This is a genomic window from Streptomyces sp. NPDC043996 (assembly GCF_056435225.1).
In genome coordinates this window covers 39,014-62,947 of the sequence record NZ_JBWKEY010000008.1, presented here as the reverse complement: position 1 = coordinate 62,947, position 23,934 = coordinate 39,014, and the positions used below count along the sequence as shown (strand labels likewise).

At 72.9% G+C, this 23,934-nt stretch carries 22 protein-coding genes; 17 read left to right on the top strand and 5 right to left on the bottom strand.

Translation table 11 applies throughout. The features are described 5' to 3' along the window. Window positions 1–3: 3 nt before the first annotated feature. On the bottom strand, window positions 4–609 hold the full coding sequence (locus tag AC07A4_RS21860; RefSeq protein ID WP_478601681.1) for a helix-turn-helix transcriptional regulator: 606 nt from the start codon (window positions 607–609) through the stop codon (window positions 4–6). A gap of 127 nt (window positions 610–736) precedes the next feature. After that, complete coding sequence (locus tag AC07A4_RS21855; protein WP_478601175.1) at window positions 737–1,483, bottom strand: FG-GAP repeat domain-containing protein; 747 nt, start codon at window positions 1,481–1,483, stop codon at window positions 737–739. Window positions 1,484–2,013: 530 nt separating this feature from the next. On the opposite strand from AC07A4_RS21855, the gene AC07A4_RS21850 reads away from it, so the two are divergent. The 11 genes from AC07A4_RS21850 to AC07A4_RS21800 all read left to right on the top strand — a co-directional run bounded on the left by AC07A4_RS21850 (window position 2,014) and on the right by AC07A4_RS21800 (window position 13,475). Continuing rightward, window positions 2,014–2,505 (top strand): response regulator, encoded by a 492-nt coding sequence (locus AC07A4_RS21850; protein ID WP_478601173.1) that lies wholly within the window; start codon window positions 2,014–2,016, stop codon window positions 2,503–2,505. A gap of 188 nt (window positions 2,506–2,693) precedes the next feature. After that, entirely contained in the window at window positions 2,694–3,053 is a 360-nt protein-coding gene (locus AC07A4_RS21845; protein ID WP_478601171.1) for a DUF6479 family protein, read from the top strand. A gap of 63 nt (window positions 3,054–3,116) precedes the next feature. Next, window positions 3,117–3,443: a plasmid stabilization protein gene (locus AC07A4_RS21840; RefSeq protein ID WP_478601169.1), complete on the top strand. Its 327-nt coding sequence runs from the start codon at window positions 3,117–3,119 to the stop codon at window positions 3,441–3,443. Window positions 3,444–4,105: 662 nt separating this feature from the next. Next, the gene (locus AC07A4_RS21835; protein WP_478601167.1) at window positions 4,106–5,323 is read left to right on the top strand and encodes a DegT/DnrJ/EryC1/StrS family aminotransferase; all 1,218 of its coding nucleotides are present in this window, start codon (window positions 4,106–4,108) and stop codon (window positions 5,321–5,323) included. Next, on the top strand, window positions 5,320–6,489 hold the full coding sequence (locus AC07A4_RS21830) for a glycosyltransferase family 4 protein (RefSeq protein WP_478601165.1): 1,170 nt from the start codon (window positions 5,320–5,322) through the stop codon (window positions 6,487–6,489). Before AC07A4_RS21835 ends, AC07A4_RS21830 begins: the two co-directional genes overlap by 4 nt. Window positions 6,490–6,572: 83 nt before the next feature. After that, on the top strand, window positions 6,573–7,748 hold the full coding sequence (locus tag AC07A4_RS21825; RefSeq protein WP_478601163.1) for a hypothetical protein: 1,176 nt from the start codon (window positions 6,573–6,575) through the stop codon (window positions 7,746–7,748). After that, window positions 7,745–9,196: a class-III pyridoxal-phosphate-dependent aminotransferase gene (locus AC07A4_RS21820; protein WP_478601161.1), complete on the top strand. Its 1,452-nt coding sequence runs from the start codon at window positions 7,745–7,747 to the stop codon at window positions 9,194–9,196. Before AC07A4_RS21825 ends, AC07A4_RS21820 begins: the two co-directional genes overlap by 4 nt. Before the next feature lie 11 nt (window positions 9,197–9,207). Next, a complete protein-coding gene (locus AC07A4_RS21815; protein WP_478601159.1) occupies window positions 9,208–10,167 on the top strand; it encodes an NAD-dependent epimerase/dehydratase family protein in 960 nt (319 codons plus the stop codon). Then, entirely contained in the window at window positions 10,167–10,820 is a 654-nt protein-coding gene (locus AC07A4_RS21810; RefSeq protein ID WP_478601157.1) for an HAD family hydrolase, read from the top strand. The genes AC07A4_RS21815 and AC07A4_RS21810 overlap by 1 nt, the downstream gene beginning before the upstream one ends. Then, complete coding sequence (gene wecB / locus AC07A4_RS21805) at window positions 10,817–12,034, top strand: non-hydrolyzing UDP-N-acetylglucosamine 2-epimerase (RefSeq protein ID WP_478601155.1); 1,218 nt, start codon at window positions 10,817–10,819, stop codon at window positions 12,032–12,034. Before AC07A4_RS21810 ends, wecB begins: the two co-directional genes overlap by 4 nt. 58 nt (window positions 12,035–12,092) lie before the next feature. Continuing rightward, window positions 12,093–13,475 (top strand): GMC oxidoreductase, encoded by a 1,383-nt coding sequence (locus AC07A4_RS21800; RefSeq protein ID WP_478601153.1) that lies wholly within the window; start codon window positions 12,093–12,095, stop codon window positions 13,473–13,475. Window positions 13,476–13,532: 57 nt separating this feature from the next. Here the strand turns inward: AC07A4_RS21800 and AC07A4_RS21795 are convergent, their stop codons facing one another. Next, the gene (locus tag AC07A4_RS21795) at window positions 13,533–13,811 is read right to left on the bottom strand and encodes a hypothetical protein (protein WP_478601151.1); all 279 of its coding nucleotides are present in this window, start codon (window positions 13,809–13,811) and stop codon (window positions 13,533–13,535) included. Then, window positions 13,804–15,168 carry a condensation domain-containing protein gene (locus tag AC07A4_RS21790; protein WP_478601149.1) on the bottom strand — a complete coding sequence of 455 codons (1,365 nt, stop codon included), beginning with the start codon at window positions 15,166–15,168 and terminating at the stop codon, window positions 13,804–13,806. The genes AC07A4_RS21795 and AC07A4_RS21790 overlap by 8 nt, the downstream gene beginning before the upstream one ends. A 443-nt stretch (window positions 15,169–15,611) precedes the next feature. Here AC07A4_RS21790 and AC07A4_RS21785 point away from each other — a divergent pair, with 443 nt between their 5' ends. From AC07A4_RS21785 to AC07A4_RS21765, 5 genes are all read left to right on the top strand, one after another. Then, window positions 15,612–16,007 carry a GNAT family N-acetyltransferase gene (locus AC07A4_RS21785; RefSeq protein ID WP_478601147.1) on the top strand — a complete coding sequence of 132 codons (396 nt, stop codon included), beginning with the start codon at window positions 15,612–15,614 and terminating at the stop codon, window positions 16,005–16,007. 326 nt (window positions 16,008–16,333) lie between these two features. Then, complete coding sequence (locus tag AC07A4_RS21780) at window positions 16,334–18,154, top strand: non-ribosomal peptide synthetase (protein ID WP_478601145.1); 1,821 nt, start codon at window positions 16,334–16,336, stop codon at window positions 18,152–18,154. A gap of 237 nt (window positions 18,155–18,391) precedes the next feature. Further along, window positions 18,392–19,525, top strand: coding sequence for an aminotransferase class I/II-fold pyridoxal phosphate-dependent enzyme (locus AC07A4_RS21775; protein WP_478601143.1), 1,134 nt, complete (start codon window positions 18,392–18,394; stop codon window positions 19,523–19,525). Continuing rightward, window positions 19,518–20,735: an aminotransferase class I/II-fold pyridoxal phosphate-dependent enzyme gene (locus AC07A4_RS21770; RefSeq protein WP_478601141.1), complete on the top strand. Its 1,218-nt coding sequence runs from the start codon at window positions 19,518–19,520 to the stop codon at window positions 20,733–20,735. Before AC07A4_RS21775 ends, AC07A4_RS21770 begins: the two co-directional genes overlap by 8 nt. Continuing rightward, the gene (locus AC07A4_RS21765) at window positions 20,732–21,598 is read left to right on the top strand and encodes an acetoacetate decarboxylase family protein (protein ID WP_478601139.1); all 867 of its coding nucleotides are present in this window, start codon (window positions 20,732–20,734) and stop codon (window positions 21,596–21,598) included. The genes AC07A4_RS21770 and AC07A4_RS21765 overlap by 4 nt, the downstream gene beginning before the upstream one ends. Before the next feature lie 32 nt (window positions 21,599–21,630). On the opposite strand, the gene AC07A4_RS21760 is transcribed toward AC07A4_RS21765, so the two are convergent. Beyond that, on the bottom strand, window positions 21,631–22,464 hold the full coding sequence (locus tag AC07A4_RS21760) for an alpha/beta fold hydrolase (protein WP_478601137.1): 834 nt from the start codon (window positions 22,462–22,464) through the stop codon (window positions 21,631–21,633). A gap of 398 nt (window positions 22,465–22,862) precedes the next feature. On the opposite strand from AC07A4_RS21760, the gene rsgA reads away from it, so the two are divergent. Further along, window positions 22,863–23,891, top strand: a complete 1,029-nt coding sequence (rsgA, locus tag AC07A4_RS21755; RefSeq protein ID WP_478601135.1) for a ribosome small subunit-dependent GTPase A — start codon at window positions 22,863–22,865, stop codon at window positions 23,889–23,891. Window positions 23,892–23,934: the final 43 nt, after the last annotated feature.

The window sequence follows — 23,934 nt, the reverse complement described above, 5'->3', positions numbered from 1 at the left end:
CGGTCAGATGTAGCCCTCACGGAGCGCGTAGGCCACGGCGTGCGCCCGGTTGCGCAGGTGCAGCCGTGTGGTGAGGCCGTGCATCACGTTCTTGACGGTGCGTTCGGAGTACGACAGCTTCGTGGCGATCGCCGAGGTGTCGAAGCCCTCGGCGACAAGGCGCATGACGTCCACCTCGCGCTGGGTGAGACCGAGGGAGGCCCCCGGCTGGTCGGCGCCTCCCCGCTGCAGCCGCCCCACTTGGCCGATGAGGCGGCCTAACAGGTCGGCGGGCAGATCGCCGCCGCCCTTGGCGGTGGTCAGGACGGCCTGCACCAGGCGGCGCGCGGTGGCCTCACGACGCCAGACGATCGCCCTGACACCGCACTCGATGACGTCCAGGAGCTCGTGCTCGCGGACCGTGCCCACGACCAGCACGGCGCGCGCGCCCTCGCCGCGCACGCTCCGTCTGAGCCGGGCGAGGGCGTCCTCGTCGAGGGTGTCCTCGATGAGCAGGGCGACCGTGGCGGGCCCCGAGTCCTCGCACAGGTCGACCTCCGGGTACCGGCGCAGCTGGCTGAGGACTCCTTCGCGGCTGATCGGATCGGGGGCGGTGACGGAGATCCGCACCCGGTTGGTCTTCGGAGCGGGGGTCGCGGGGGCCGCGGGGGCGCCGGGGGCCGGGGGCGGGCTGGACAAGCGGGGTTCCTCACTTCTGCGACTGCGGCGACGCGCGGCTGAACGTGCCCGGTGGGGGTCAGGAGCAGGGCTTGTAGAAGTGCTTCCAGCCGCTGGTCGGCATGGTGGGCGGCTCGGCCGGGGTGCCCCAGTCGCCGTACTTCCGCTCGTGCTCGGCGTTGAACGCCCCGGGGCCGCTGCTGGCCTTCGTCAGGCGCACGTTGCGCTCGAGGACCCCGTCACCGGCGTTGTTGAGGATCGCGAGGTCCGGGTACGCGTCGTCGCCGTAGTTGGCGATCCGGATCTGCTTGGCCTCGCCGGACCGGCCGAGGTCCAGCTTGCGGGTGTGGGCGGAGCTCAGGTTGGCGCGCTTGAGGGGGCCGGGACGGTAGTCCGCGACGCGCGGCGTCGCGGGGTCGTCGCCCCCGGCCGGCTTGACGATGTTGACGACGACGTCCAGCTTGCCGTCGTTCTGGAAGTCGGCGACCGCGGCGGTCGCGACCTCTCCGGTGCGCGCGCCGACGAGCTTGCTGACGGTCTGCTTGGCGGTGAACGTGCCGTCCGCCTTGCCCCACTGGACGGTCATCTTGGCCCCGGTGTGACCGGGGTTGCTGATCTTGTCCTTGCGGCCGTCGCCGTCGAGGTCGCCGAGCAGCGTCGTGGTGCCGGACAGACACGCGGCCGCCGCCCGCGCGGCCTCGCCGGACCGTTCCGCGCCGCCCGGGCCCGCCGACCCGGCCGCACTGGCCTGGTAACCGGCGACCGTCAGGGTCAGGGCGACGGCCGCGACCGGCGCGGCGATCAGACGTGAACGCTTGCGAAGCATCTGGAGAACTCCTCATGTCATTGCTGCTCTGCCGTGCCGCGGCGCCGGGACCCGGCCCGCTCCGCACGCACTGATGGCCTCGACGCGGGACGCGGTGATCCCTCGGACGAGCAGGTCCGAGCATGCGCGGTGACCTGCCCCCGCCGCCACGAATGCCGGGCAGTTGGGGACACTGGAACACGAAAACACCTTCTGACCAGCTGAGACGTAAACCGCCTGGAACGTGGGACTGGAACGGGGGATGGCGCCCCGCCGGGCCTCGCGGACGCTTCCGCGGTCGCCGCGAGGCAGCACGTCGACGGCGCGGTGTGTCAACGGCGGGGCGCGCTCGGCCCCCGTACGCGAAGCACCTCCCCTCGCGCCGCACGACGACGTCAGACCCCGTGCCGATCCTCCGATCGTGAGACGAGCTGTGGAACGGACCGTGCGCGACCGCCGGTGACGCTAGGGTGACGGCCTGGAAGGCGGTCAGGCAGCGGCCGCTTCCGCGTCGCTCCACTCTCGTCGCCCTCACCTGGAGAAGGCCGCTCATGAGGCTGCCGTCCACGCGCCACACCCCGATCACGGACCCCTTCGCCGCCCCGTGCCCCGCGCCCGACGGCTCCGGCCGCACCCCGCGCGAGCCGTACGGGGTGCTGGTCGTCGACGACCACGCGGACAACCTCTTCGCCATGGAGCAGGTGCTCATGCCCTTGGGGTGCCGTGTCCTGCGCGTCACCAGCGGGGAACAGGCCCTGCGCACCGTGCTGCGCGAGAACGTCGCCGTGGTGCTCCTGGACCTGCTGATGCCCGGCCTCGGCGGCCTGGACGTGCTCGACTACCTGCGCCGCCTCGACCAGACGCGGCGGCTTCCCGTCATTCTGATCACCGGGGTCGGGCGCAGCGACGAGCTGGTCGAGCGCGCCTTCCGCCTGGGAGCGGCGGGCTTCCTGATCAAACCGATCAGCCCCTGGGCCCTGCGCGTCCAGGTGGAGGCCCTCGCCACGCTCTACACCCGGCTCCAGTGGCACGAGGCCAACTGACCGGTAACCGGGAAGGATGCCGACCACCGGATCGCTTTTCACGGAAGGCGGCGGGAAACGGCGTCCGGCCGGACCCGGTTGAATATCTATTCCGAAGGTGCTTAGTACGCACAGGAATTCCGCGGCGGGCCATTCGGGAGGTTTATGGGTCCGGCTATTTTTCGGGTAAGGGCGGGTACAACATTCATATGAAGACCATGGAGTGGGAACTCGCTGTCTCGTCCAGCGCCGCGCTGCTGATGTGGATCGCCGGTCTTGCCGTGGTCGGCGTTCTCATCGGCGCGTTCATCTGGGGCCGCCGCGTTCAGGAGCGCGAACCCAGTCGGCCACGTCCCGAAGAGCAGCCGCACCTCCCCGACGGCGGCCCTGTGCGGGAAATCAGGGAGTACCGGGAGCCGGACGAAGTCCCCCATGACGGCGGCTGGCTCACACCGCACGAGCTCAAAGAGGGGTACGGCCAGACGAGCACGCACCTGAGCCCCTCCCAGAACCCGGACGACCACAGGAAAGGCCGCGGCAGCAGCTTCGGCGGCGGCGGTCTGGGATAGCCGCGCGACGCGGGGGGACCCGTCCGCAGGAAACGAACCCGACGAGGACGAGAGGGCCGTCGCATGCCCGCCGGATCCAGTAAGAAGCGCGAGCGTCAGTACGAGCACATCAAGGAAAGCGCGCTGAGCCGCGGAGAGTCGCCCGAGCGCGCGAAGGAGATCGCCGCCCGGACCGTCAACAAGGAACGCGCGCGTGCGGGCGAGTCCAGGACCGCCAGCCGGACGTCGACGCGTGACCCGAAGTCCGCGTCCCAGCGCGGCGGCGAACGGTCGCACAGCGGAGCTCAGGGGCCCACGCGCGATCAGCTGTACGAGGAGGCCAGGAGGAAGAACATCGAAGGCCGCTCGTCCATGAACAAGCAGGAACTCAAGCGGGCCCTCGGCCGCTGACAGGCGCACCTGAGAAGCGCACCCGAGAAGCGCACCCGAGAGGCGCACCAGACCCGGCGGCGGCCATCCGCCCGGCCCCGGGCGGTGCGCCTCGCCATGCGAGCGCTCATCGTGGCGAAACCGCAGACAGAAGGGTGAGAACAGGACGAGGTTGCGCCCGTCGGGACGCCACGCGCCTGTGGTCTGTGTGACGGAAGTGGCGTACGGGGCTGAAGTGCTTGATGGACCTCAAGAGCTACCCGGAACGACCAGCGTCAAACGTCCCATGGGCGGACTTCTCCACGGGTTCAAAAAGCTTCCATAGCCAACGACTTCGTTGACCGGTCTCTCGTGAGCATGTCAGTCTTTCATTGTCACCTCTGGTCAAAGTCGGCCTCCTTGTGAACAGGGCTCACTCGCCTCTCTGCCCTCAAGAATGCGCGCCGCCGCCCCATGGGCCCGTGCACGGCCGCGTCTGATCCCGTGAAGGACGCGGGCGGCTTCGCGCTCTCCCCCGGTCTCCGACCTCTCTCGGCACCCCGCCACGCCCCACCGGTAACAGGGGTGCCCCCGTACCCGTACCCGTACCCGCTTCACGCCAGTCACCTGCTCCGTCAGCCGAAGGGAGCCTGACCATGAGCGAGCCGCTGGAGCGGCACGCCTCATCCGTGAGGAACTCATCCGTGAGGAACGACAGACGTCCCGTCGAGGTCAACACCCGTGCCTGGGACCTGCCCTTCGGGCGGCCACGGCACGACGAGCGCGAAGTGTCCGCCGTGACCGCGGCCCTGCGGTCGGGAGACCTGGCGACAGGGCGCACGACCGCCGAGTTCGAGGCCGCCTTCGCCGAGCGCTTCGGCTTCGGCCACGCCGTGGCGGTCACCTCGGGCAGCACCGCCAACCTGCTGGCCCTCGCCGCGGTGGCCGAACGCCACGGGCTGCGCCCCGGCGACCGGGTGGTGGTCTCCGGCGCCACCTTCGTCAGCGCGATCACCCCCGTGGTCCAACTCGGCCTGGTCCCGGTCTTCGTGGACACCGAGCCAGGCGGCGTCAACATCGACCTCTCCCTGGTGGCCGAGGCCATCGAGCGGCACGGGGCGAAAGCGGCGCTGCTGCCCCACGCCCTCGGACAGGCACTGGACTCCGCACGGCTGCGCGACCTCGTCCAGGACGGCGGCACCGCCCTCATCGAGGACTGCTGCGAATCACTGGGCGCCCTCGACGCCGGACAGGCCCGCGTGGGCAGCGCCGGGTCGATGGCCACCTTCAGCTTCTACGCGGGCCACCACCTCACCATGGGCGAGGGCGGGGTCGTCGCCTGCGACGACCCCGACGACGCGGAACTCCTGCGCAGCCTGCGCGCGTTCGGCCGCGACTTCTCCTACAGCGGCGGACGCATGCGCTATCCGGTGGCCGGACGCAGGGTGGGCAGCGAGGAGCGCTACATCCACCTGCGGATCGGCTACAACGCCAAGCTGACGGACTTTCAGGCGGCGTTCGGGCTCGTCCAGCTGACGCGCGAGCCGGAGATGGCGAAGGAGCGCCGGGCCGCGGCCCGGGCCCTGTGCGCGGTCGTCGCCGACTTCCCCCGCTGGCAGGTCCTCGGCGACCCCACCGCACCGGGCGCGTCCCCTTTCGCGGTCCCGCTGCTCGCGCCGCCGGGACCGCACCTGGCGGAGATCGCCGACGTCCTGGCCGCCCACTCCGTCGAACCGCGCGGCTTCCTCGGCGCCTCGCAGCCCGAACAGCCCTGCTTCGACGCCCTGGAGCACGTGGTGCACCAGCCGTACGCCCACGCGCACGACCTGGCCGCACGCGGACTGCTCATCGGCTGCCCGCCCGGACTCGACCTCGGCCTCGCCACGACCGCCCTCGCCAAGGCACTACGGGAGACGCCATGAGGATTTCCCTGATCGCCGAGAAGTACCCCCCGGTCGTCGGCGGGGGCGAGACCCATGTGCACCAGCTCGCCGAAGGCCTCGCCCACGCGGGCCACGACGTGACCGTCGTGACGGAAGCGGCCCCCGCGGGCGCCGAACGGGACCTCTACCGCACCGGAAAGGTCACGGTCACCGAGGTGACCGGCCTCGTCGACGCCTGCCAGCGCCTCGACTGCAAGGACGCCGTCGAGCAGCTGCACGCCGAACTTACCGACGCCGACGCCGACATCGTCCATGTGTTCAACTACGTGCCCGCGCTGCTCACCAGCTGGCTGCGGCCCAGCGTCCGCGGCAAGCTCGTCGTCTCCCTCTTCGAGACGTTCGTCCCCGGCGTACGCGTCTTCGACCTGTGGGCCAACTACCCACTGGAACGAGCGCTCCAGCGCGGCCTCGTCGACAACCTCCGGCCCGACCTGCTGCTGTGCGGATCACGGGCCTACGAACGCTGGTACCGCGAGGCGGGCTTCACCGAACGGGCGACGGTCGTGGAGTTCGGCACCGACCTCACCGCCTTCGGGTCCCTGCCCGAAGCCCGCGCCCGGTGGCGGGCGGAGCACGGCCTCGACGACGAGCCGGTCTTCCTCGTCCCGGCCCGGCCCGTACCGCGCAAGCGCATCGAGGACGCCATCGCCGCGCTCGCCGCGCTGCGCACCACCCACCCCCGGGCCCGCCTCGTCCTGACGGCGCCCACCGGCCGCTCGAACTCCGGCTACGTCGACGGCCTCGTCGCGCAGGCCGAAGACCTGGGCGTGGAGCGGCACGTGATCTGGGAGGAGGGCCTGAGCTGGCAGGACATGCCCGCCCTGTACGCGGCGTCCGACGCCGTCGTCCTGCCCTCCTCGCACGAGGGCTGGGGCATCGCCCTGAACGAGGCCATGGCGAGCAGCCGCCCCGTCATCACCACGGACGTGGAAGGACACGACGAGGTGGTGACGCACGAGCGGACCGGACTCCTGTACCGCCCCGGCGACGTGGCCGCGCTCGCGGAGGCGATGCGCACCGTCGTCGACACCGACACCACCGCGCTCGTCGAACGAGCCCGCACACAGGCCCTGGACCGGTTCTCGATCGACGCGGTCGTACGCAACCACATCAGCGCCTACGCGTCCCTGCTCGGCGGCGCCTGACGACGCTCGAGCGCGCCTGACCCCAGCGGGCGGAACCCCACCGCGGCCCCCGCCCGCCTCGTTCTGAGGAGGTTCGGCCACAGATGAGCATCCGCACCCCGTCCACCGACGTCTCCCACGCCGCGAGCGCGAGAGCCGCCGACGACCTGAGCCGGTGGCTGGCGTCCGGCTCCGCACAGCACCCCTTGGGCGCGTTCTGCGGCTGGCGCGACGAGGAGACCGGGGAACTCTCCGCACCGTACCCCGAGATCACCGGCTACATCCTCACCTTCCTCGCGGGCCTCGACCCCACCGCGGCTGACCCCACCGCGGCTGACCCCACCGCGGCTGACCCCACCGCGGCTGACCCCACCGCGGCCGACCCCACCGCGGCCGGCCGCGCCGACGCCGCCGCCGACTGGCTCGCGGCCCGTGCCGCGTCCGGAGACTTCTCGGCGCGCCCGGAGAAGACCGAGGGCGCCGTCTACACCTTCGACCTCGCGATGATCGCCCACGGCCTGCTGCGCCTCGGCCGGGTCTCGGCGGCACCCCGCCTGGTGGACGCCGGGCTGACGTACGCCGCGGTCCTGGTGCGCGCGGCCGCCGAACACGGCTCCCTGCCCCCCGTCCTGCCCGGCACCGCACCGGGCCCCCTGCCCGCCGCATGGTCCACCCGCGGCCGCGTCCACCTCCTGAAAGCCGTACAAGCGCTGCTGGCCGCGGCGGACCAAGGACTTCCCGGAGCCGAGGACCTGGCCGCCTCGCTCGTCGCGGAGACCCACACCTGGCGGGAGCCGCACGCGTTCCCGCCGCCCACCCAGCCGGGCAGCACCCTCATCAGCCTGCACGCCCTGTGCTACGCCGCCGAGGGACTGTGGATGTGGAGCGGCCGCACCGGAGACACCCGCGCCCTGGACCGCTCCCGCGCGCTGACGGCCTGGGTGTGGCGGCAGCGGCTGCCCACCGGAGGGTTCCCCGGCTTCGTCGACCTGGCCCGGGACGCCCCCGCCCCGGCGGCGTCCGGCGCACGGCAGTCGGACGTCTTCGCCCAGGCCCTCCGCCTCGCCCTGCTGCACCGCCTGCCGGACGTGGACACCGCCGCCCAGGCCGCGCTCCTCAGCGCCGACCTGCGGCACGTCGCCGACGGCCAGGCCGCCCTTCCCTACCGGCCCGGCGCCCCTGAGCGGCACCTCAACACCTGGGCGTCGATGTTCGCCGCGCAGGCCCTCAGGCTCGCCGCCCACCCCCGCCCCTCGATGCACTGGCAGGAGCTCGTGTGACGAATCCCCTTTCCACGGCAGGCCCCGACCCGGCCACGCGCCCGGCAGGACCCACGCCCCAGGCATGCGGCGACGAGACCCGCGACCGGCCCCACCTGCTCGCCGCACGCCAGTCGGTGCCGCCGCTGCCCTTCGACCGCGCCGAAGGCTCCTGGCTCCACCTGACCGACGGCCGCCGCCTCCTCGACGCCGCCAGCGGCCTGGTCTGCGTGAACATCGGCCACGGCCACCCGCACGTGGTCCGCGCCCTGACCGAACAGGCCACGACCGGGGCCTTCGCCTCACCCGGAGCGCTCCGCCCCGCCCTCCAAGAGCGCCTGGCCCGACGGCTCGCCCGGCTCGCGGGACGCCCCGACGACCGCGTCGTGTTCACGTCCACCGGGACCGCCGCCGTCGAAATGGCCCTCTCCCTGGCGCGCCTCGCCCAGCGGGCCCGAGGCGGCCACCGCCGCCACCGCGTCCTCACCGCCACGGTCAGCTACCACGGCAACAGCGCCCTGACCCTGGCCCTGTCCGGGCACCACCGGCGCCGCCCGCACCCCGACGACGCGATGGGCCTGGCCCCCGCCTTCGACCCGCCCTACCCCGGGCTGCACCGCGGCTGCCGCCACACGCGCTGCCGCGCCGACTGCGCCGACGCCGTCCGCGACGCCCTGCTCCCGGACCCCGAGAGTGTCGCCGCCGTCCTCGTCGAGCCGGTCAACGGCACCACGGGCGGCGCGCACACGCCCCCCGACGGCTATCTGTCCCGGCTGCGGAACCTGAGCGCCGAGCAGGGAGCGCTCACCGTCCACGACGAGGTGCTCACCGGCCTGGGCAGGACCGGGCGCCCGCTCGCCGCCGACCACTGGCCCCACGCCACGGCCGACATCACCGTGCTCTCCAAAGGGCTCGGCGCCGGATATCTGCCCGTCTCCGCGGTCCTGGTGGCCCCTCACCTCGCCGAGCTGATCCTGGCCGGGGGAGCGCCGGTGCCCATGATGGGCACGATGTCCGCGACGCCGCTCCAGGCCGCCGTCGGCCTCGCCGTCCTCGACGTCCTGGAGGACACCGGCGCGCTCACCGACGCCCAGGGCCTCGGCGCCCGCCTCGGCACGGACCTGCGCCGCTCCCTGGCCGGGCTGCCCGCCGTCACCGACGTCCGCGGCCGCGGCCACTTCTACGGGATCGAGCTGGCCCCGGGCACCCTGGGCGAGGCCATGCGCGCCACCCGCGCGCGGGACCTGCTGCTGTACCCCTTCAACGGCTACCGGCACGACGGCGGCGGCGAAGGACTCATCGTCGCGCCCCCGCTGACGGCCTCCGCCGACGAACTGGCCTTCCTGACCACGCGCCTGCGCGAGGCACTGGAACGCGTCCCCGCACCGGACGTGCCCGCCGCGGCGCCCCCAGGCCCCGCGACCGCGCCACCCCCGGCCCTGTCGCACTCGCACCCCCAAGCGCTGTGAGGGCGGTCGCCATGGATTGGAACAACCACCCCGTCCTCGTCACCGGAGCGGACGGGTTCGTCGGCTCCCACCTCACCGACGCGCTCGTCGACCGCGGCGCCCGCGTCACCGCCGTGGTGCGCAGGACCTCCCGCTCCCAGGTCACCGCCCGCTTCCGCAACCTGTCGACACGGACCGTGGCGGGCCTGCACGCCCTGCTCCACGTCGACCTCGCCGGGCCTGACGCGGTGGCGGCCCTGGCCGCGTCCGGCACCCGCACCTGGTTCCACCTCGCCGCCGACGCCTACGTACCCGCCTCCCTGACCCAGCCCGCCACCGTGGTGCAGACCAACATCGCCTCCACCCTGCACGTCCTGGAGGCGGCCCGGACGGCGGCCCCGGACCACGTCCTGGTCACCAGCTCCAGCGAGGTCTACGGCACCCACCCCGGGCCGATCGCCGAAGGCGACCCGCTGGAACCCGCGACCCCCTACGCGGCCTCCAAGGTCGCCTGCGACCGCCTCGCCCGCTCCTACCACGACGCGTTCGGCCTGCCCCTGACGATCGTGCGCCCCTTCAACTGCTACGGGCCCCGGCACGTCTACGACGTGGTGCCGCTCTTCCTCGCCCGCGCGCTGCGCGGCCTGCCCCTGGTGGTCAACGGCGACGGGGCGCAGACCCGCGACCTGACGTACGTGGCCGACACCGTCGAGGCGTTCCTGCGCCTCGCGGAACTGCCGCCCGAGGGCACGCCGTACAACATCGGGACCGGAGTCGACCACAGCGTCCTCGACCTGGCCCGGCAGGTCCTCGCCCTCACCGGCTCCGCCTCGCCGCTGCGGCACGGCCCGGCCCGGCCCGGAGAGGTCCACAAACTCCAGGCGGACGCCACCGCCCTGCGCAAGGCCACCGGCTGGGAGCCGCGCCACACGCTGGCGGACGGCCTGCGCCTCAACCTCGACTGGACCCGAGACAACCTGGAGTGGCTGTGATGCGCGGGGCCCTGCTGGTGGACGCGGGCGGAGTCCTGTTCAACAACGTCACCGAGGACTCCGACTTCCTGCCCGAACTCGCCGACTGGTACGGCGTCGACGCCGAGCGGCTGCGCCAGGAGATCGACCGGCGCGACGCCGCCTACGAGACGAACGCGCGCGGTGTCTTCGACGTGCTCGCCGACGCGCTCGCGGCGGCCGGGGCGCCGGGCCCCCCGGTCCTCGACCGCGAGCGGGTCACGGCCCTGTACCTGGCGGGCGTGCGCGCCAGCCGACCGGTGTTCGACACCCTGGCCCGCATCCGCGCCGACCACCCCGGCCTCGTCCTGGCCCTGGCCAACAACGAGGCCGAGGCGTGGGACCGGGCCAAGGACCGGGCGTATGGCCACTTCGGGTACTTCGACGTGCTCGCCTCCTCCTGGAAGCTCCAGGCCGTCAAACCCAGCGGCACCTACATGACCCGCCTCCTTCAGGCCTGCGGCTGCCGCCCCGAGGAAGCGGTGTTCGTCGACGACAACCCCGAAGTCGCCGCCGCCGTCGCCGACTTCGGCCTGTCCGTGGTGCATCTGACCGATCCGGCGCGGTTCGCCACCGCCGTCCCCGCGGCGCTGAGCGCGCTGACCGGGGCCGTGACCGAGGCGGGGCCGGGATGAGGGCGCAGACGCCGGTCGACGGCCTGGGACGGCCGGTGTCCGGGTCGGTGGAGGCGGACCCCGCGCCGTCGAGCGCGGGCCGCGACGGCGAGACGCACCCGCCGCCCGAGCACGACGGCATCGCCATCGTGCTCGGCACCCGCCCGGAGATCATCAAACTGGCGCCGGTGATAGAGCTCCTCGGCCGCCGCGCCCACGTCGTGCACACGGGCCAGCACTTCGACGCGGCCATGTCCGACCGCGTGAGCCTCAGCATGGGCACCCGGCGCTACCGCCTGCGCCTCGACGTCGGGGGCAAGAGCAGGGGCGGCCAGCTCGGCGCGGCCGTCGCGGCCCTGGACCGCTTCTTCGACGGCTGGGGCCCGCGGGCCGTGGTGGTCCAGGGCGACACCACCTCCGCGCTCGCGGGCGCCCTCGCCGCGAACGCGGGCGGACATCCGCTGGTGCACGTCGAGGCGGGCCTGCGCAGCTACGACCGGCGCATGCCCGAGGAGCACAACCGCGTCCTCATCGACCACCTCTCGGACCTGTGCTGCGCGCCGACCTCGGTCAGCAAGGACAACCTGCTGGCCGAGGGCATCGCCAAGGACCGGATCGCGGTCACCGGCAACACCGTCGTCGAGGCCGTCGCCAAGGTCCTCCCCGACACCGCCGCCCGCGAGGCCCTGCAGCGCGCGCACGCCGTCAAGGAGAACCAGTACGTCCTGGTGACCCTGCACCGGCCCGAGAACGTCGACGCCCCCGAGATGCTGCGGACCCTGCTCACCGAACTGGGCCGGGCCCCCATGCCCGTCCTGTTCGTGGTGCATCCGCGGACCCGGTCCAGCATCGTCCGCTTCGGCCTCGGCCCCCTGCTCGCCCCCCTGCGGACCGCCGACCCGCTCGACTACCCCGAGTTCCTGGCCCTGGCCTCGGGAGCCGCCCTGATCGTCTCGGACTCCGGCGGCCTGCAAGAAGAGGCCAGCATCCTCAAGCGGCCCATCATCGTGGTCCGCCAGAGCACCGAACGGCCCGAGATCCAGGGCACCTTCGGCGCCCTGGTGCCGCCCGGCGACGGCCTCGGGGACACGATCCGGCACTGGCTCTCCACCGCGGAGCAACGGCGCCTGCGCCTGGCCGGGCTGCTCTGCCCCTTCGGTGACGGCTACGCCTCCCACCGGGTCGTCGAGGAACTGCGCAAGCTGCTCCACGGCTCCGAGGACGCGGTGCGATGACGGCGCCCGCTCCCGGAGCCCCGCCTGCCGACCGAGCGGAACCGACGAGGAGGACAACGTGAAGGACATCCCCGTGGCCGTGGTGGGCAGCGGCATGAGCGGGGCCGCGGTCGCCGCCGAACTGGCCCGCGCCAAAGTCCCCGTCGTCGTCCTGGAGGCGGGCCCGGACTCCGGCCGCCGCCACGTCGCGGCCGACCCCGAGACGGCCGGCCTCGCGGAGCCCGGCGCCGACGAGGACTTCGTCCCCTTCTTCGCCGAGGCCGCCGGGCCGCACTACGACGGCCACTGCGGGCTGCGCGGACGCGTGGGCGGCCGGTCCCTGTACTGGCGCGGGATCTGTCTGCCCGTCGAGCCCTACGCCCTCGCCGACTGGCCCGCCGAAGTCCGGCGACGGCTCGGCACCCCGACGGGCGAAGGACTCTACGGCCAGGTGTGGGCGGACCTTGAGCGGTGGACCGGCCGCTGTCTGCTCACACCGCGCGACGCCCGCGAGTCCGCCCTGCTCGACACCGTACGGGCCCGGGGATACGGCGACGCCACCGTGACCCCGAGAGCCGTGCGCGTGCTCGGCGAGGACGCGCACGCCGCGTGCCTGTGGGAGGCGTACTCCCCGGTGGCGGGCGTCCCCGCCGCCTCCGTGCGCGCCCCTTGGCCCGTCGAGGAGGTGGTGCCCGCGCCGGACGGCACCGTCGAGGTGCGCGCGGCCCAGGGAGAGGGCGCCGAGAGCATCCGGGCCCGCGCCGTCGTGCTGTGCGCGGGCACCGTGCACAACGCCCGCCTCCTCACCCGCGCGGGCCGCCGCGCGGGCGTGGCGGTGCCCGCCTCGTTCGCCATCGTCGACCACCTCGTACGGGGGTGGGTCGCCGCGGTGCCCGGCGACGGTCCTGTCGACGCCTCCGTGCTCGCCGTCCGCGACACCGACGCCCGCTCCAACGTGATGGTGGAGACGACCGGCGCCAACGGTGACACGCTCCTCGACGTGTGGGCCATGGGGGAGCAACGCCCGTCCTCAGCAAGCCGGTTCGGATTCGACGAGGGGGGCGGCGCCCGCTGCGAGGCGGGCCACAGCGTCGACGACCTTGAGGTGCTCAAGCGGCAGGGAACGCTCCTGCACGCGCTCGCCGACGCCCTGGGCGTGGCGCACGGCCCCGGCCCCGTGCCCGTCGGGGACGACCTCGGCTTCGACGAGGCCGTGGACCGCGCGCGGCGGGTCCCGGGGCGGGCCGTCCCGTACCACGCCCCCCTCGGCGGCCTCGACCACGAGTCGTGCTCCCTGCCCCTGGGCGGTCCTGTCGTCGACGCGACGGGACGGGCGCGCGACCTCGGACCGCTGTACGTCGCCGGGCCCTCGCTCTTCCCGCGCGCCGGTGCCGCCAACCCGTCGCTGACCACGCTCGCCCTCAGCCGGTACGTGGCGGAGCACGTCCTGCGCTCCCTCTGAACGCCCTGGCCGGGCCCGGATCCACCGGGCCCGGCCAGGAGCCGCGCGCCGAGGGAGCTACCCGCGGGTCTCGGCGAGGAGGAGCGCCACGTCCCGCACGCTGACCGACGTCATGAGCTCGAACTGCGTGGGCAGCGGGCCGCCGCTCACTTCTTCGAGCTTGTAGATCAGGGCGATGATCTCCACGGAGTCGAGCCCGAGGGCCCGGTCCCCGTCGTGGGACCACAGCAGGCTGTCCGCGTCCACGTCGGCGTGGTCGAGGCGCCCCTCGGTCACGGCCACGACGTACGCGCGGACCTCGCTGACCACGGTGTCGCTGGTGGTCGTGTCACCCATGCCGGGCTCCTTCCCGCTCTTCGGCCGGTACGCCGCCCTCGTCGCGAACGGCGTTCGGCCCGTCGGGCCCCGTCAGCGTGCCCAGGGCGCGCGCCAGATAGCTCTCGACCCGTTCCTCCGGATAGCACCCGCCGCTGGTGTACCAGCGGATCTCCAGCGACCCCGAGTCGAGCACGAAGTCCACCTCGTGCAGGTTGTCCCGCTCGCCGCCCAGCGGCAGGTCGTCACCGGAGGGCTCGGGCACCTCCCGCAGCACGGTCAGCCGCGAAGGCAGCCTGCGCCCCACGTAGTTGGCGGTGATGTCCCCGATGGGGAGCCGGCCGAGCCGCTCCCGCACCCCGGGCTCCCCGAGGTACTTCAGCAGCCCGAAGCTGATCCCGGCCGACGGCACCCGGTCCAGATGCCGTTGCGCCTCGTGCAGCTGGTCGACGACGGGTGCGGCCGTCGCGAGGCGCACCGTCACGGGATACAGGCAGGTGAAGTCGCCGATGGTGCGCGACAGGTTCGGCATGCCCGGGATGCCGCGCCGCCCGCTGCCGATGAGATTGACGGTCGCCCGCACGTCGTCCCGGCCAGGGAAAAGCGCGTTGATCACGGAGACGACGGCGACGGCGTTGATGGTGACCCGGTTGCCCGCGCCCAGCGGATCGAGCAGGCTCCGCACGTCCGCGGCCGGAAGGCGGGCGCAGGTCAGCTGGGTCAGGCCGACGCTGTTGGGGCCGCCCCCGGGGCCCGGCTCCGGAGGCTCGCCGGCGGCCACGAGCTCTTCCCAGACGTCGGCGTCGGCGGCCAGTTCCGCCGAGCGCGCCCGGTCGGCGAGCCACCGGGTGGCGTCGAGGTAGGAGACGGCCGGGGGTGTGACCTCCGCCCCGCGCAGCCCGGCGTCCAGTTGGGCCTGGAGGAGCAGCCACCCCACCTGGTCCACGACGAAGTGGTGGCACAGGAGCAGCAGCCGGGGCGCGACCGGGTGCGGATAGTGGACGCAGCGGATCAAGGGCCCCTGGTCCAGGGCGAATTCCTGGTGCAGCTTCTCCGCGTCGGCCGTGACGAACGCGGTCAGCTCCGCGGGGGTGAGCGCCTCGGTGTCGCGGGCCGTGGCGTCGAACCGCTCGTCGGGCGGCAGCAGGCCGTACCCGTCCCCGTTCGCGTCCATGCGAAGGCGCAGCACGTCATTGCGCGCCACAATGCCGCGGACCGCCGCACGGATGCGCTCGATGCCCAGCTCCGGTGGCACCGCGTACAACTGACTGACGTTCCAGTGGTGCGGGTTGGGCAGGTCGCGTTCGAGGAACCGTGCTTGCTCCGGCAGGAGCGGGCCCGTGAGCGGCCCGCCCGTGGCTGACGATGTGTCAGGCATGGCCGCGCCGGTCCTCGCACGCCAGGGCGGCGGCGGCCCGTTCGGCGCGGTACGGGAACGGGGTGGGCGGCGAGGGAATTCGGTGCGCGGGGCGGAAGGGCGCCCGCGGAGAAGGTGGTGCGGTGGCAGTCGAAGACATCGGCTGGTGACACCCCTTTGCGCGACGTGGCCCCCTGAGGGAGGCCGGGGGACGGAAAGGTGTTGCCCTAGATGTGCTCGGTTCTCCTGTGGCGGCACGCTCCGCGCTGGCGCGGACGGCGTGATCCGTCGCACGATCGGCTGATTCCGTATCGGCTGACTCGGTCGGGAAGTCGCCTCAGAGGGCTTCGGTCCGTGCCGCGTCCGGCGGCCGGGTGCGGGGGTGGCGCCGCTGTGCGTACTCCCTTGCCCCGCAAGCGTGTTGGCCGCGTCGGAGGCCATGCGAAGGCCACTAGTATCGGTGCATGCACATCACATACGAGTGGCGCGGCGACTTCGACGATGACACCCTCAACGCGCTGCACAGTCAAGGGTTCGGGCACTCCGCCCTGTCCATCAGCTGGTGGACGCAGGTACAGCGGCACAGCCTCGGATGGGTCGTCGCCAGGGAAGAGGGGCGCCTCGTCGGCTTCGTCAACGTCGCCTGGGACGGCGGCGTGCACGCGTTCGTCCTGGACACCTTGGTCGACAAGGAGGTCCAGCGCAGGGGGGTCGGCACCAGCCTCGTCGCGGAGGCGGTGCGCGGGTCCCGGGCCGCCGGATGCGAGTGGCTGCACGTCGACTTCGACCCGGAGCACCGGACCTTCTACTTCGACGCCTGCGGATTTCAGCCGACGGATGCCGGACTGATCGCCCTGTGAACCGAAAGTTGAAAGTGACGCCTCCTTGGCCATGATCCGCGAGAGGTCGCTGGTGCCTACAACCGGTTGAGGAGGGACGTTATCCGAAGTCAGGACGGATCAGGAGTCACGGTGTGGCGCATTATCGTCGTAGCACTCCGTATTCCTCCTGTGCATCAGGCGTTCCGTTCGGGGCTTCGATCTCGGCGCAAAGAGTGCTGTTATACGTGGCCACACCAAGCGACCATCGAACAATGCGACAGCCGACCGCAACTGTGGGGTCCTCGCATACCGACGACCCCTCCGAGCCCACTCGACCGTCGATCACCTCTACTTTCCTCCGCCGGGTGCGGGAGACTCCGCATGACGCCGCGCTGATCACCGCGCGGGGACACCTCCTCACCTACCGGGACCTCGACCAGCGAGCACGTGCCGTGGCCGCGGCACTGACGGCATCAGGCGTCCGCCCCGAGGACGCCGTCGGCATCTCCGTGACCGGCACGGAACGGATGGTCATCGGCGCCCTCGGGGCCCTGATGGCCGGCGGCGGCTACGTTCCGCTGGACGCGGACTATCCCACGGCCCGCCGAGCCGCGATGATCAGCGATTCCGGCGCCGAGGTCGTCCTCGTCGACGCCGGCACCGGGGCCGGGTACGGCGACGTGGAGTGCCGCCTCCTGGACATCGACGAGGCCATGGCGCACGAGCCCGCCCCGGTGCGGGCCGTGCACCTCGCGGAGCCGGACGCCCTCGCCTACGTCGTCTTCACCTCGGGCTCGACCGGCGGCCCGCGCGGCGTGGCCCTCACGCACGCCACCGTGGTGAACCTGACCAGCCAACAGCCCTACGCGGCGATCGACCGCACCAGCCGGGTCGCCCAGGCCGCCAGCCACTCCTTCGACGTCTGCGCGTGGGAGATCTGGGGAGCGCTCCTGAACGGCGCCACGCTGGTGGAGGTGGCCCGCCAGGACCTGCTCGACACCGAGCGGCTGCGCTCGGCGCTCCACCTGCGCGGCATCACCACCATGCTGGTGGTCACCGCCCTGTTCAACCGCCTGGTCGAGCAGGACCCGGCGCTGTTCGCGCAGGTCGACACGGTGCTGTTCGGCGGCGAGGCGGTCGATCCGCGCCGCGTCGCCGAGGTCCTCGCCGCCCAGCCGCCACGACGCCTGGTCCATATGTACGGACCGGCCGAGACCGCGACGTTCGCGTCCTGGCACGAGGTGCGCGCCTGCGCCGCCACGGACGACACCGTCTCCATCGGCTCACCGCTGCGGGGCTACGAACTCCACGTCCTGGACGGGCGCTTGCGACCGGTGGCAGGGACCGGCACCGGTGAACTCTTCATCGGCGGCGCCTTCGTGGCGCGCGGATACGCCGAACGGCCCGCCGAAACAGCCTCGCGCTTCGTGCCCGACCCCTTCACCCAGGTGCCGGGGCGACGCCTGTACCGCACGGGTGACCTGGTGCGGCGTCTCGCCGACGGGACCCTCGCCTTCGTGGGCCGGGCCGACCACCAGGTGAAGGTCAGCGGCTACCGCGTCGAACTCGCCGAGATCGAGGCGGTCATCGAACAGCGGCCGGACGTCGGTGACGCCGCGGTCCTGCAGGAAGAACAGGACGGCGTGCGCGCACTCGTCGCCTGCGTACGGCCCCGCACCGGCGCCGCGGCCGACACCGTCGACGCGGAGGCCCTGCGCGCGCTGCTCGCCGAAGCCCTGCCCGCGTACATGATCCCCCATCGCACGCTGGTGCTCGACTCCTTCCCCCTGAACCCCAACGGGAAGGTGGACCGCGGTGCCTTGAGCCGACAGATCCAGAGCCGTTCCGGTACGCCGGACACACAGGCCAGCGGTACGGGCGCGGCGGAGCGGCAGGACGACGCGACGGGCGCGACGGACGCGGGGGATCAGCTGATCGCCATGTGCCGTGACGTCCTGGGAGTCGACACCCTCGCCCTGGACGACTCCCTGCTGCGGGTCGGCGGCCACTCGCTCGCCGTCATGCGCATCATCGGCCGGGTCAAGGAGGAGCTGGGAGTCCGCCTCCGTACGTCGATGCTGCTCGACCCGGACACCACCCTGCGCGACATCGCGCGGTACGTCTCCGAACACCGCGCCGCCCGCGAGAAACGCACCACCAGCATGTCCGAACGCCATCCCGCCTGAACCTCTGCGCGCCTGAGCGCCTGAGCTCAGCGCATTCACCGCCTCCGCCTCCGCCCCCGCCGCATGAGGCTCCTCCAGTCGCGCGTGCCTGAGAACTCCCCTTGAGCGGCAGGCCGTTGCCGCCGCCTGCCCGTTCGACGCGCCTTGCGTCCCTGAGGCCGTTCACCCCCGCTGTGGAGAGGACACGTCTATGTACAGCCCGTCGTCTGTTTCCGGTGTTCGCGGAGTCGGTGCTTCGTGCTGAACCTCACGGAGCTCGAACAGCAAGCCCTCGACGCCCCCATCAACCTGTCCGACGGCCATGCCAGGCAAGCCCCGACGCCGTCGCAGAACGCGCTCGTCGAGCGCATCCCGCAGTGGTTCGCCGACGTCAGGGAGGCGCCGTTCGAGGAGCTCGAGCACAGGGCGCAGACCGCCTTCCTCTCCGCCCTGCACCAGGACCGGGCACCCGTCGCGGCGGGCCGGGTCCTGAGCGTCTACTCCTCCTCGGTGGCGACCATGGCCGTCGGCCGGCTGCTCCAGCGCAGGTCAGGACGCGTCGCCCTGATCCACCCGACGTTCGACAGCATCGCCGACCTCCTGCGCGGCCACGTGGACCTGCTCCCCATCGCCGAGCCCGTCCTCACCGAAGGCGACTGGGACCGCGCGATCGCCACCGACGTGACCTGCCTGTACCTGACCGTCCCCAACAACCCGACCGGCTGGCGGCTCGACGAGGCCGCCATGACCGAACTGGCCCGCTGGAGCGCCGAGCGGGAGGTGCTGCTCTGCGTCGACACCTCCTTCCGCGGGTTCGATCAGCGCACGCAGTACGACATGTACCGGATCCTGGAGGCCGCGGGCACGGACTACATCCTCCTGGAGGACACCGGGAAGCTCTGGCCGATGCTCGAACTCAAACTGGGTTTCCTCGCGGTCAGCGCCCGCATGGAACGACCCCTCAAGAAGATCATGAGCGAGGTGCTCCTGAGCGTATCCCCGCTGGTCCTGCGCCTGGTCGAGGAGTTGTCCAAGGACTACGCCGCCGACGGCATGTCCCAGTTGCACGAACTGATCTACACCAACCGGCGGTTGGTCGCGGAGACCGTCACCGACCTCGACGGCGTCACCCTGCTCGACCCGGACTCACGGGTCAGCGTGTGCCGACTGCGCCTGCCGTCCGCGGACAAGAGCCTGTCCGCCCGGCGCGCCCTGAAGGAGCGCGGAGTGCACGTGCTGCCCGCCGGACAGTTCTACTGGGCCGACCCGTCCGGAGGCACGGACCAGGTGCGCATCGCCCTGGCCCGCGACCCCCACACCCTCGCCGACGCGCTGCACCGCATGGCCGACGTCTGGTCGGGGCAGCGGCAGCGGATGCGCGTCCTTGACTGAAGCCGTGGCCGCCCCGCATCGACGGACGACGTGCGCGCCCGGCACCGCGCCGGGCGTCGTTCAGGTCGAGCCGCACGACGGGCTCGACCTCCGCGTCGGCCAGCCCGCCCCCGCGCTGCTCCCCGTGGACCTGGTGGCGCGGCACCAGGCCGCGGCGCTCGACCGGTACGGCCCCGCCGCCCTTGCCTACGGCGCCAACGCGGGGCCACTCCCCGCGAGGGCGGCCCTCGCGGCCTGGACGGCCGCCGCCGAGGGCGGCCACTGGGACGCCCGGGACGTCTTCGTCACCGCGGGCGCCAGCCACGCCCTCGCCCTGCTGTGCGAGGAACTCGGCGCGCCGGACGACCTCGTCCTCGTGCAGCGCGCCAGCTACAACCTGGCGCTCGACCTCTTCCGGCGGCACCGGCTGCGGCCCTCGCCCGTCGGCACGGACGACTGCGTACCCACCGCGGCGGAGCTGACCGGGGCGATCCGCTCGCTGCGCCGCGCGGGGGAGCGGATCGCCTTCGTCTACCTCCAGCCCACCTTCCACAACCCGACCGGGCGGATCTGGACGAAGGACCAGCGGTCGGCCGTCGTCGAGGCGTGCGCGGACCTCGGCGTCACCATCGTCGAGGACGACCCCTACCGGGAGCTGCACCTCGGAGATCCGCCGCCGCCGTCGCTGACCGCGCTGGGCGCGCCAGGGCAGGTGATCGGCGTCCGGACGCTGTCCAAGGTCCTCGCGCCGGGACTGCGGGTGGGCTGCGTCGTCGGCGGCGCCGCGCTGACGGCCCGCCTCGAACGGGCCCCGCTGTTCGCTAGCGGCGGCGGCATGGCCCACGTCGGCGCGCTCACGGCGGCCTCGCTCCTGTCGTCACCCGAGTTCCCCGCCCACCTCCAGCACCTGCGCGTTCAGTACCGACAGCGACGGGACGCCCTGCTGCGCTCGCTGGCCCCGGCGCGCGGGGCCGACGTCCGCTGGGAGCGCCCCGACGGCGGCTTCTTCGTGTGGCTGCGGCTCACCGGCGGCGTCCTGGCCGACGCCGTCGAGAAGCACGCGGCCCGGCGCGGCACCCAGGTCCTGCACGGCTCGCTGTGCCGGGCCCGCCCCGGCGACGGCGGCCAGGCCGTCCGCGTCTCCTACTCGATGCACCCCGCCCCCACGCTCGCCACCGCGGGCCAGGCCCTCGCCCTGGCCCTCACCGAGGCATCCGGAAGGAACCCATGACCATCGCACCGAACGGGCAGGAGACCACGGCCGCGGCGGACCGCCGCGCCGCGGCGCCCCCGACGACGCTCGCCCCCGCGGCCGACGGTCCTTCGGGCTACACCCTGCCCCTGTCGCCCGACGGCCGGTCCTCACTGGTCCCGCCACCGCCCTGGCACTTCTCCGGAGAGGTCTTCTTCGTCGAGTTCAGGACCGACCCGGAGGCCGTGCGGGCGTTTCTGCCCCCGGCCCTGAGGCAGGGAGAGATCGACGGCACGGCCGCGGCCGTCTTCGGCGACTGGCAGTCCTGCTGCGACGACGGCGCCGAACTCGACGACCCGGTACGGGCGCAGCACCGTGAGTTCTCCCTCATGCTCGCCTGCACCTGGCGCGGCAGGCCCGCGTCGCGCTGCGCCCTCGCCTGGGTGGACACCGACTTCTCCCTGGTCCGCGGCCTCATCCAGGGCTACCCCAAGAAGCTCGGGGACATCGCGATGACCCGCAGCTTCGGCATCGGCAGGGCGGGCGCGGCGGTCGAGGCGGGCACCTCCTTCGCGGGCACGCTGGCGGCCGGGCACCGCAGGCTGGCCGAGGCCCGCGTGGTCCTCGACCGCCCCGCCGAACCGCCCGCCCTGATGACGTACCCGATGGTGCACACCCGGCGCTTCCCCGCCTGGACCCCGGACCGGCCCGGGCTTACGGAGCTGGTGACGGGCGGCAGCACCAACCAGACCTACGCCGACGTGTGGTCGGGGGACGCCGAACTCGCCCTGTTCGACTCCCCGGTCGGCGACCTGGAGGCGTTCGCCCCCCGGGAGGTGCTCGGCGGCTACCGCTTCTCCTTCGCCGAGACCCTGGTCGGGGGAGAACTGCTCGACCCGTGACACCGGACAGGAAGGCGGCGCGGGCCGTGGACTCACGTCACCAGTTCGCCGACGACCCGGGAGACGGCGTCCAGGTCCAGGTCGGTGAAGCGCGGACCGCGCCGCGGCCGCATGCGCTCCACCCGCACCGGCCGCGTCCACCGCAGCCGGTCGCGCAGCCCCTCGGGGTCCTCGGTCAGCAGGACGACTCGGGTCTCCGCGGGCACCACATCGGCGTCGCGCAGCGGCGCGCACCCGGCGTTGGCCTCCCACACGCGGTACATCCCGTGCACGATCCGCGCCGCCGCGGCCTCGCCGACGCCCTTGCGGCGGAAGACGTCGGTGAGCCAGGCGAGGCGTGTCGCCCGGTCCGCCCGGCGGAACACCGGCCACGGCGGCCGGTGCTGCTCCGGGATCTGGTCGAAGGCGAAGAGGGCGACGTTGTCGTCGCCGCTCGGCTCGTCCGGTCCTGGGTCGATGAGGACCAGCGAGGCGAAGCGCTCCGGGGCGCTGGAGGCCATGGCCAACGCGATGCCGTACCCCATGCAGAAGCCGAGGGCGAGCGTCGGCCGCGGCGGCCCGGCCGCGTTGAGCTCCTCGACGTACCGGGAGGCCATGTCCGGGAGCGACCGGTCGGGCTCGCCGCCGGACAAGCCGTGCGCCTGCAGCGTGAGCAGGGCGGCCGACCGCGGCAGCCGGCCGACCAGGGCCCGCGCGAACAGCGAGACACCGCCGAAGGCGTGCGGCACCACGACGGCGCCCGTCGCCTCCGGCGGGGAGACCAGAAAGGCCAGCGAACGCAGCATCGCGGGAGGAGTCCGTGCGGCCGCCGCCCCGGGTCGCGCCTGGCCGTGCCGCTCGTCGGACGTCGGGATGTGAGTCGTCATGTCCTTCGCTTTCTGTTCGACCGCGATCGAGCTTCCTGTACGCGCTTTCCACCCCCGGCGTCCGCCCCTTTCCCACGCCCCGATTCCCGTGCCCCTCCCCATGTTGGTGATTTCCGTGCATCGGAGAGGCCTCAGCCATCATCTCCGCGCGCACCGGAAATAGGCAGACAGAGTGTCAGCCATTTCCTTCGGAGCGTATGTGCCGTGGCGTGCCCGCCCGGTACATGCAGGTGGAAAAGAAACGCCGTGGTCCGTCTTCGGATGGCGGAAAATTGACGGACAGTACGCACCCTTGTCGTCGTTCCGATGAGCCCCATAAAATCTGACCTAAAACCCCACCCCCGAGCCATGGCCACCACGCGGGCCCTCATCCGCCTGCACAAGCGAAGGTAAGAGCTGTGTTATCAGGAACGCTGATCGATTACGGCTGGCAGCCGTCGCGGGCCGGCGAACTCAACGAGGAACTCGAGCCCGGCCGCGTGGTCGCCGTGCACTCCGGCGCCTTCGACGTGGTGACGGAGGACGGCACGATCCGCACGCGCCTGCCGCGGCGGCTGCTCTCCGACGGCGTGGAGGCCGCGGTCGGCGACTGGGTCGGCCTGTCCGAAGGCCTGGTGCGCCAGGTCCTCGACCGCACCTCCGCCATCGTGCGCAACGCCGCGGGCCGCGCGACCACCGCCCAGACCCTGGCCAGCAACGTGGACGTGGCCTTCGTCGTCACGTCCCTCGGCCCCGACCTCGAACCCAGGCGCCTGGAGCGGTATCTGGTCGCCGTCTGGTCCAGCGGGGCCGCGCCCGAGATCGTACTGACCAAGGCGGACCGCTTCGACGACGTGAGCGAGATGCTCGCCGAGGTCGAAGAGGTCGCCGTCGGCGTCCCCGTCCACGTCATCAGCTCCCACACCGGCCTCGGCTGCGAGGAACTGCGGGCGCGCATCGAGCCCGGCACCACGGCGGTGCTCCTCGGCTCCTCCGGCGTGGGCAAGTCCACCCTCGTCAACCGCTTCGTGGGGCGCGAGGTGATGGCCGCCGCGCCCACCCGCGCGGGCGGCGACGAGGGCCGGCACACCACGAGCCACCGCGAACTGCTGCTCCTGCCCGGCGGCGGCCTCCTCATCGACACCCCCGGCCTGCGGGAACTGCAACTCTGGGACGACCAGGGGCTCGACGACGCCTTCGCCGACGTCGCGGCCCTCGCCGAAGAGTGCCGCTTCCGGGACTGCACCCACACCTCCGAGCCGCGGTGCGCGGTCCTCGAGGGCGTGGACGACGGCACGATCACCGCCGAGCGCCTGCGGAGCTGGCGCAAGCTCCAGCGCGAACTCCTGGTGGCGCGGGCCCGGCAGGACGTCCGCCTCCAGCACGAGGAGAACCGCCGCTGGGAGGAACACCGACGCGAGGCCAGGGCCAAGGCCCGGCGGCGCTGACCCAGGTCGGCGCCCTCTGAGAACACCCACCGCCGCCGCCCGG

Bases quoted from the DNA above. Each gene is read 5' to 3' on its own strand.
- AC07A4_RS21855 (WP_478601175.1), bottom strand. From the start codon at position 1,483: ATGCTTCGCAAGCGTTCACGTCTGATCGCCGCGCCGGTCGCGGCCGTC.
- AC07A4_RS21850 (WP_478601173.1), top strand. From the start codon at position 2,014: ATGAGGCTGCCGTCCACGCGCCACACCCCGATCACGGACCCCTTCGCC.
- AC07A4_RS21845 (WP_478601171.1), top strand. From the start codon at position 2,694: ATGAAGACCATGGAGTGGGAACTCGCTGTCTCGTCCAGCGCCGCGCTG.
- AC07A4_RS21840 (WP_478601169.1), top strand. From the start codon at position 3,117: ATGCCCGCCGGATCCAGTAAGAAGCGCGAGCGTCAGTACGAGCACATC.
- AC07A4_RS21830 (WP_478601165.1), top strand. From the start codon at position 5,320: ATGAGGATTTCCCTGATCGCCGAGAAGTACCCCCCGGTCGTCGGCGGG.
- AC07A4_RS21825 (WP_478601163.1), top strand. From the start codon at position 6,573: ATGAGCATCCGCACCCCGTCCACCGACGTCTCCCACGCCGCGAGCGCG.
- AC07A4_RS21815 (WP_478601159.1), top strand. From the start codon at position 9,208: ATGGATTGGAACAACCACCCCGTCCTCGTCACCGGAGCGGACGGGTTC.
- AC07A4_RS21810 (WP_478601157.1), top strand. From the start codon at position 10,167: ATGCGCGGGGCCCTGCTGGTGGACGCGGGCGGAGTCCTGTTCAACAAC.
- wecB (WP_478601155.1), top strand. From the start codon at position 10,817: ATGAGGGCGCAGACGCCGGTCGACGGCCTGGGACGGCCGGTGTCCGGG.
- AC07A4_RS21795 (WP_478601151.1), bottom strand. From the start codon at position 13,811: ATGGGTGACACGACCACCAGCGACACCGTGGTCAGCGAGGTCCGCGCG.
- AC07A4_RS21790 (WP_478601149.1), bottom strand. From the start codon at position 15,168: ATGCCTGACACATCGTCAGCCACGGGCGGGCCGCTCACGGGCCCGCTC.
- AC07A4_RS21785 (WP_478601147.1), top strand. From the start codon at position 15,612: ATGCACATCACATACGAGTGGCGCGGCGACTTCGACGATGACACCCTC.
- AC07A4_RS21765 (WP_478601139.1), top strand. From the start codon at position 20,732: ATGACCATCGCACCGAACGGGCAGGAGACCACGGCCGCGGCGGACCGC.
- AC07A4_RS21760 (WP_478601137.1), bottom strand. From the start codon at position 22,464: ATGACGACTCACATCCCGACGTCCGACGAGCGGCACGGCCAGGCGCGA.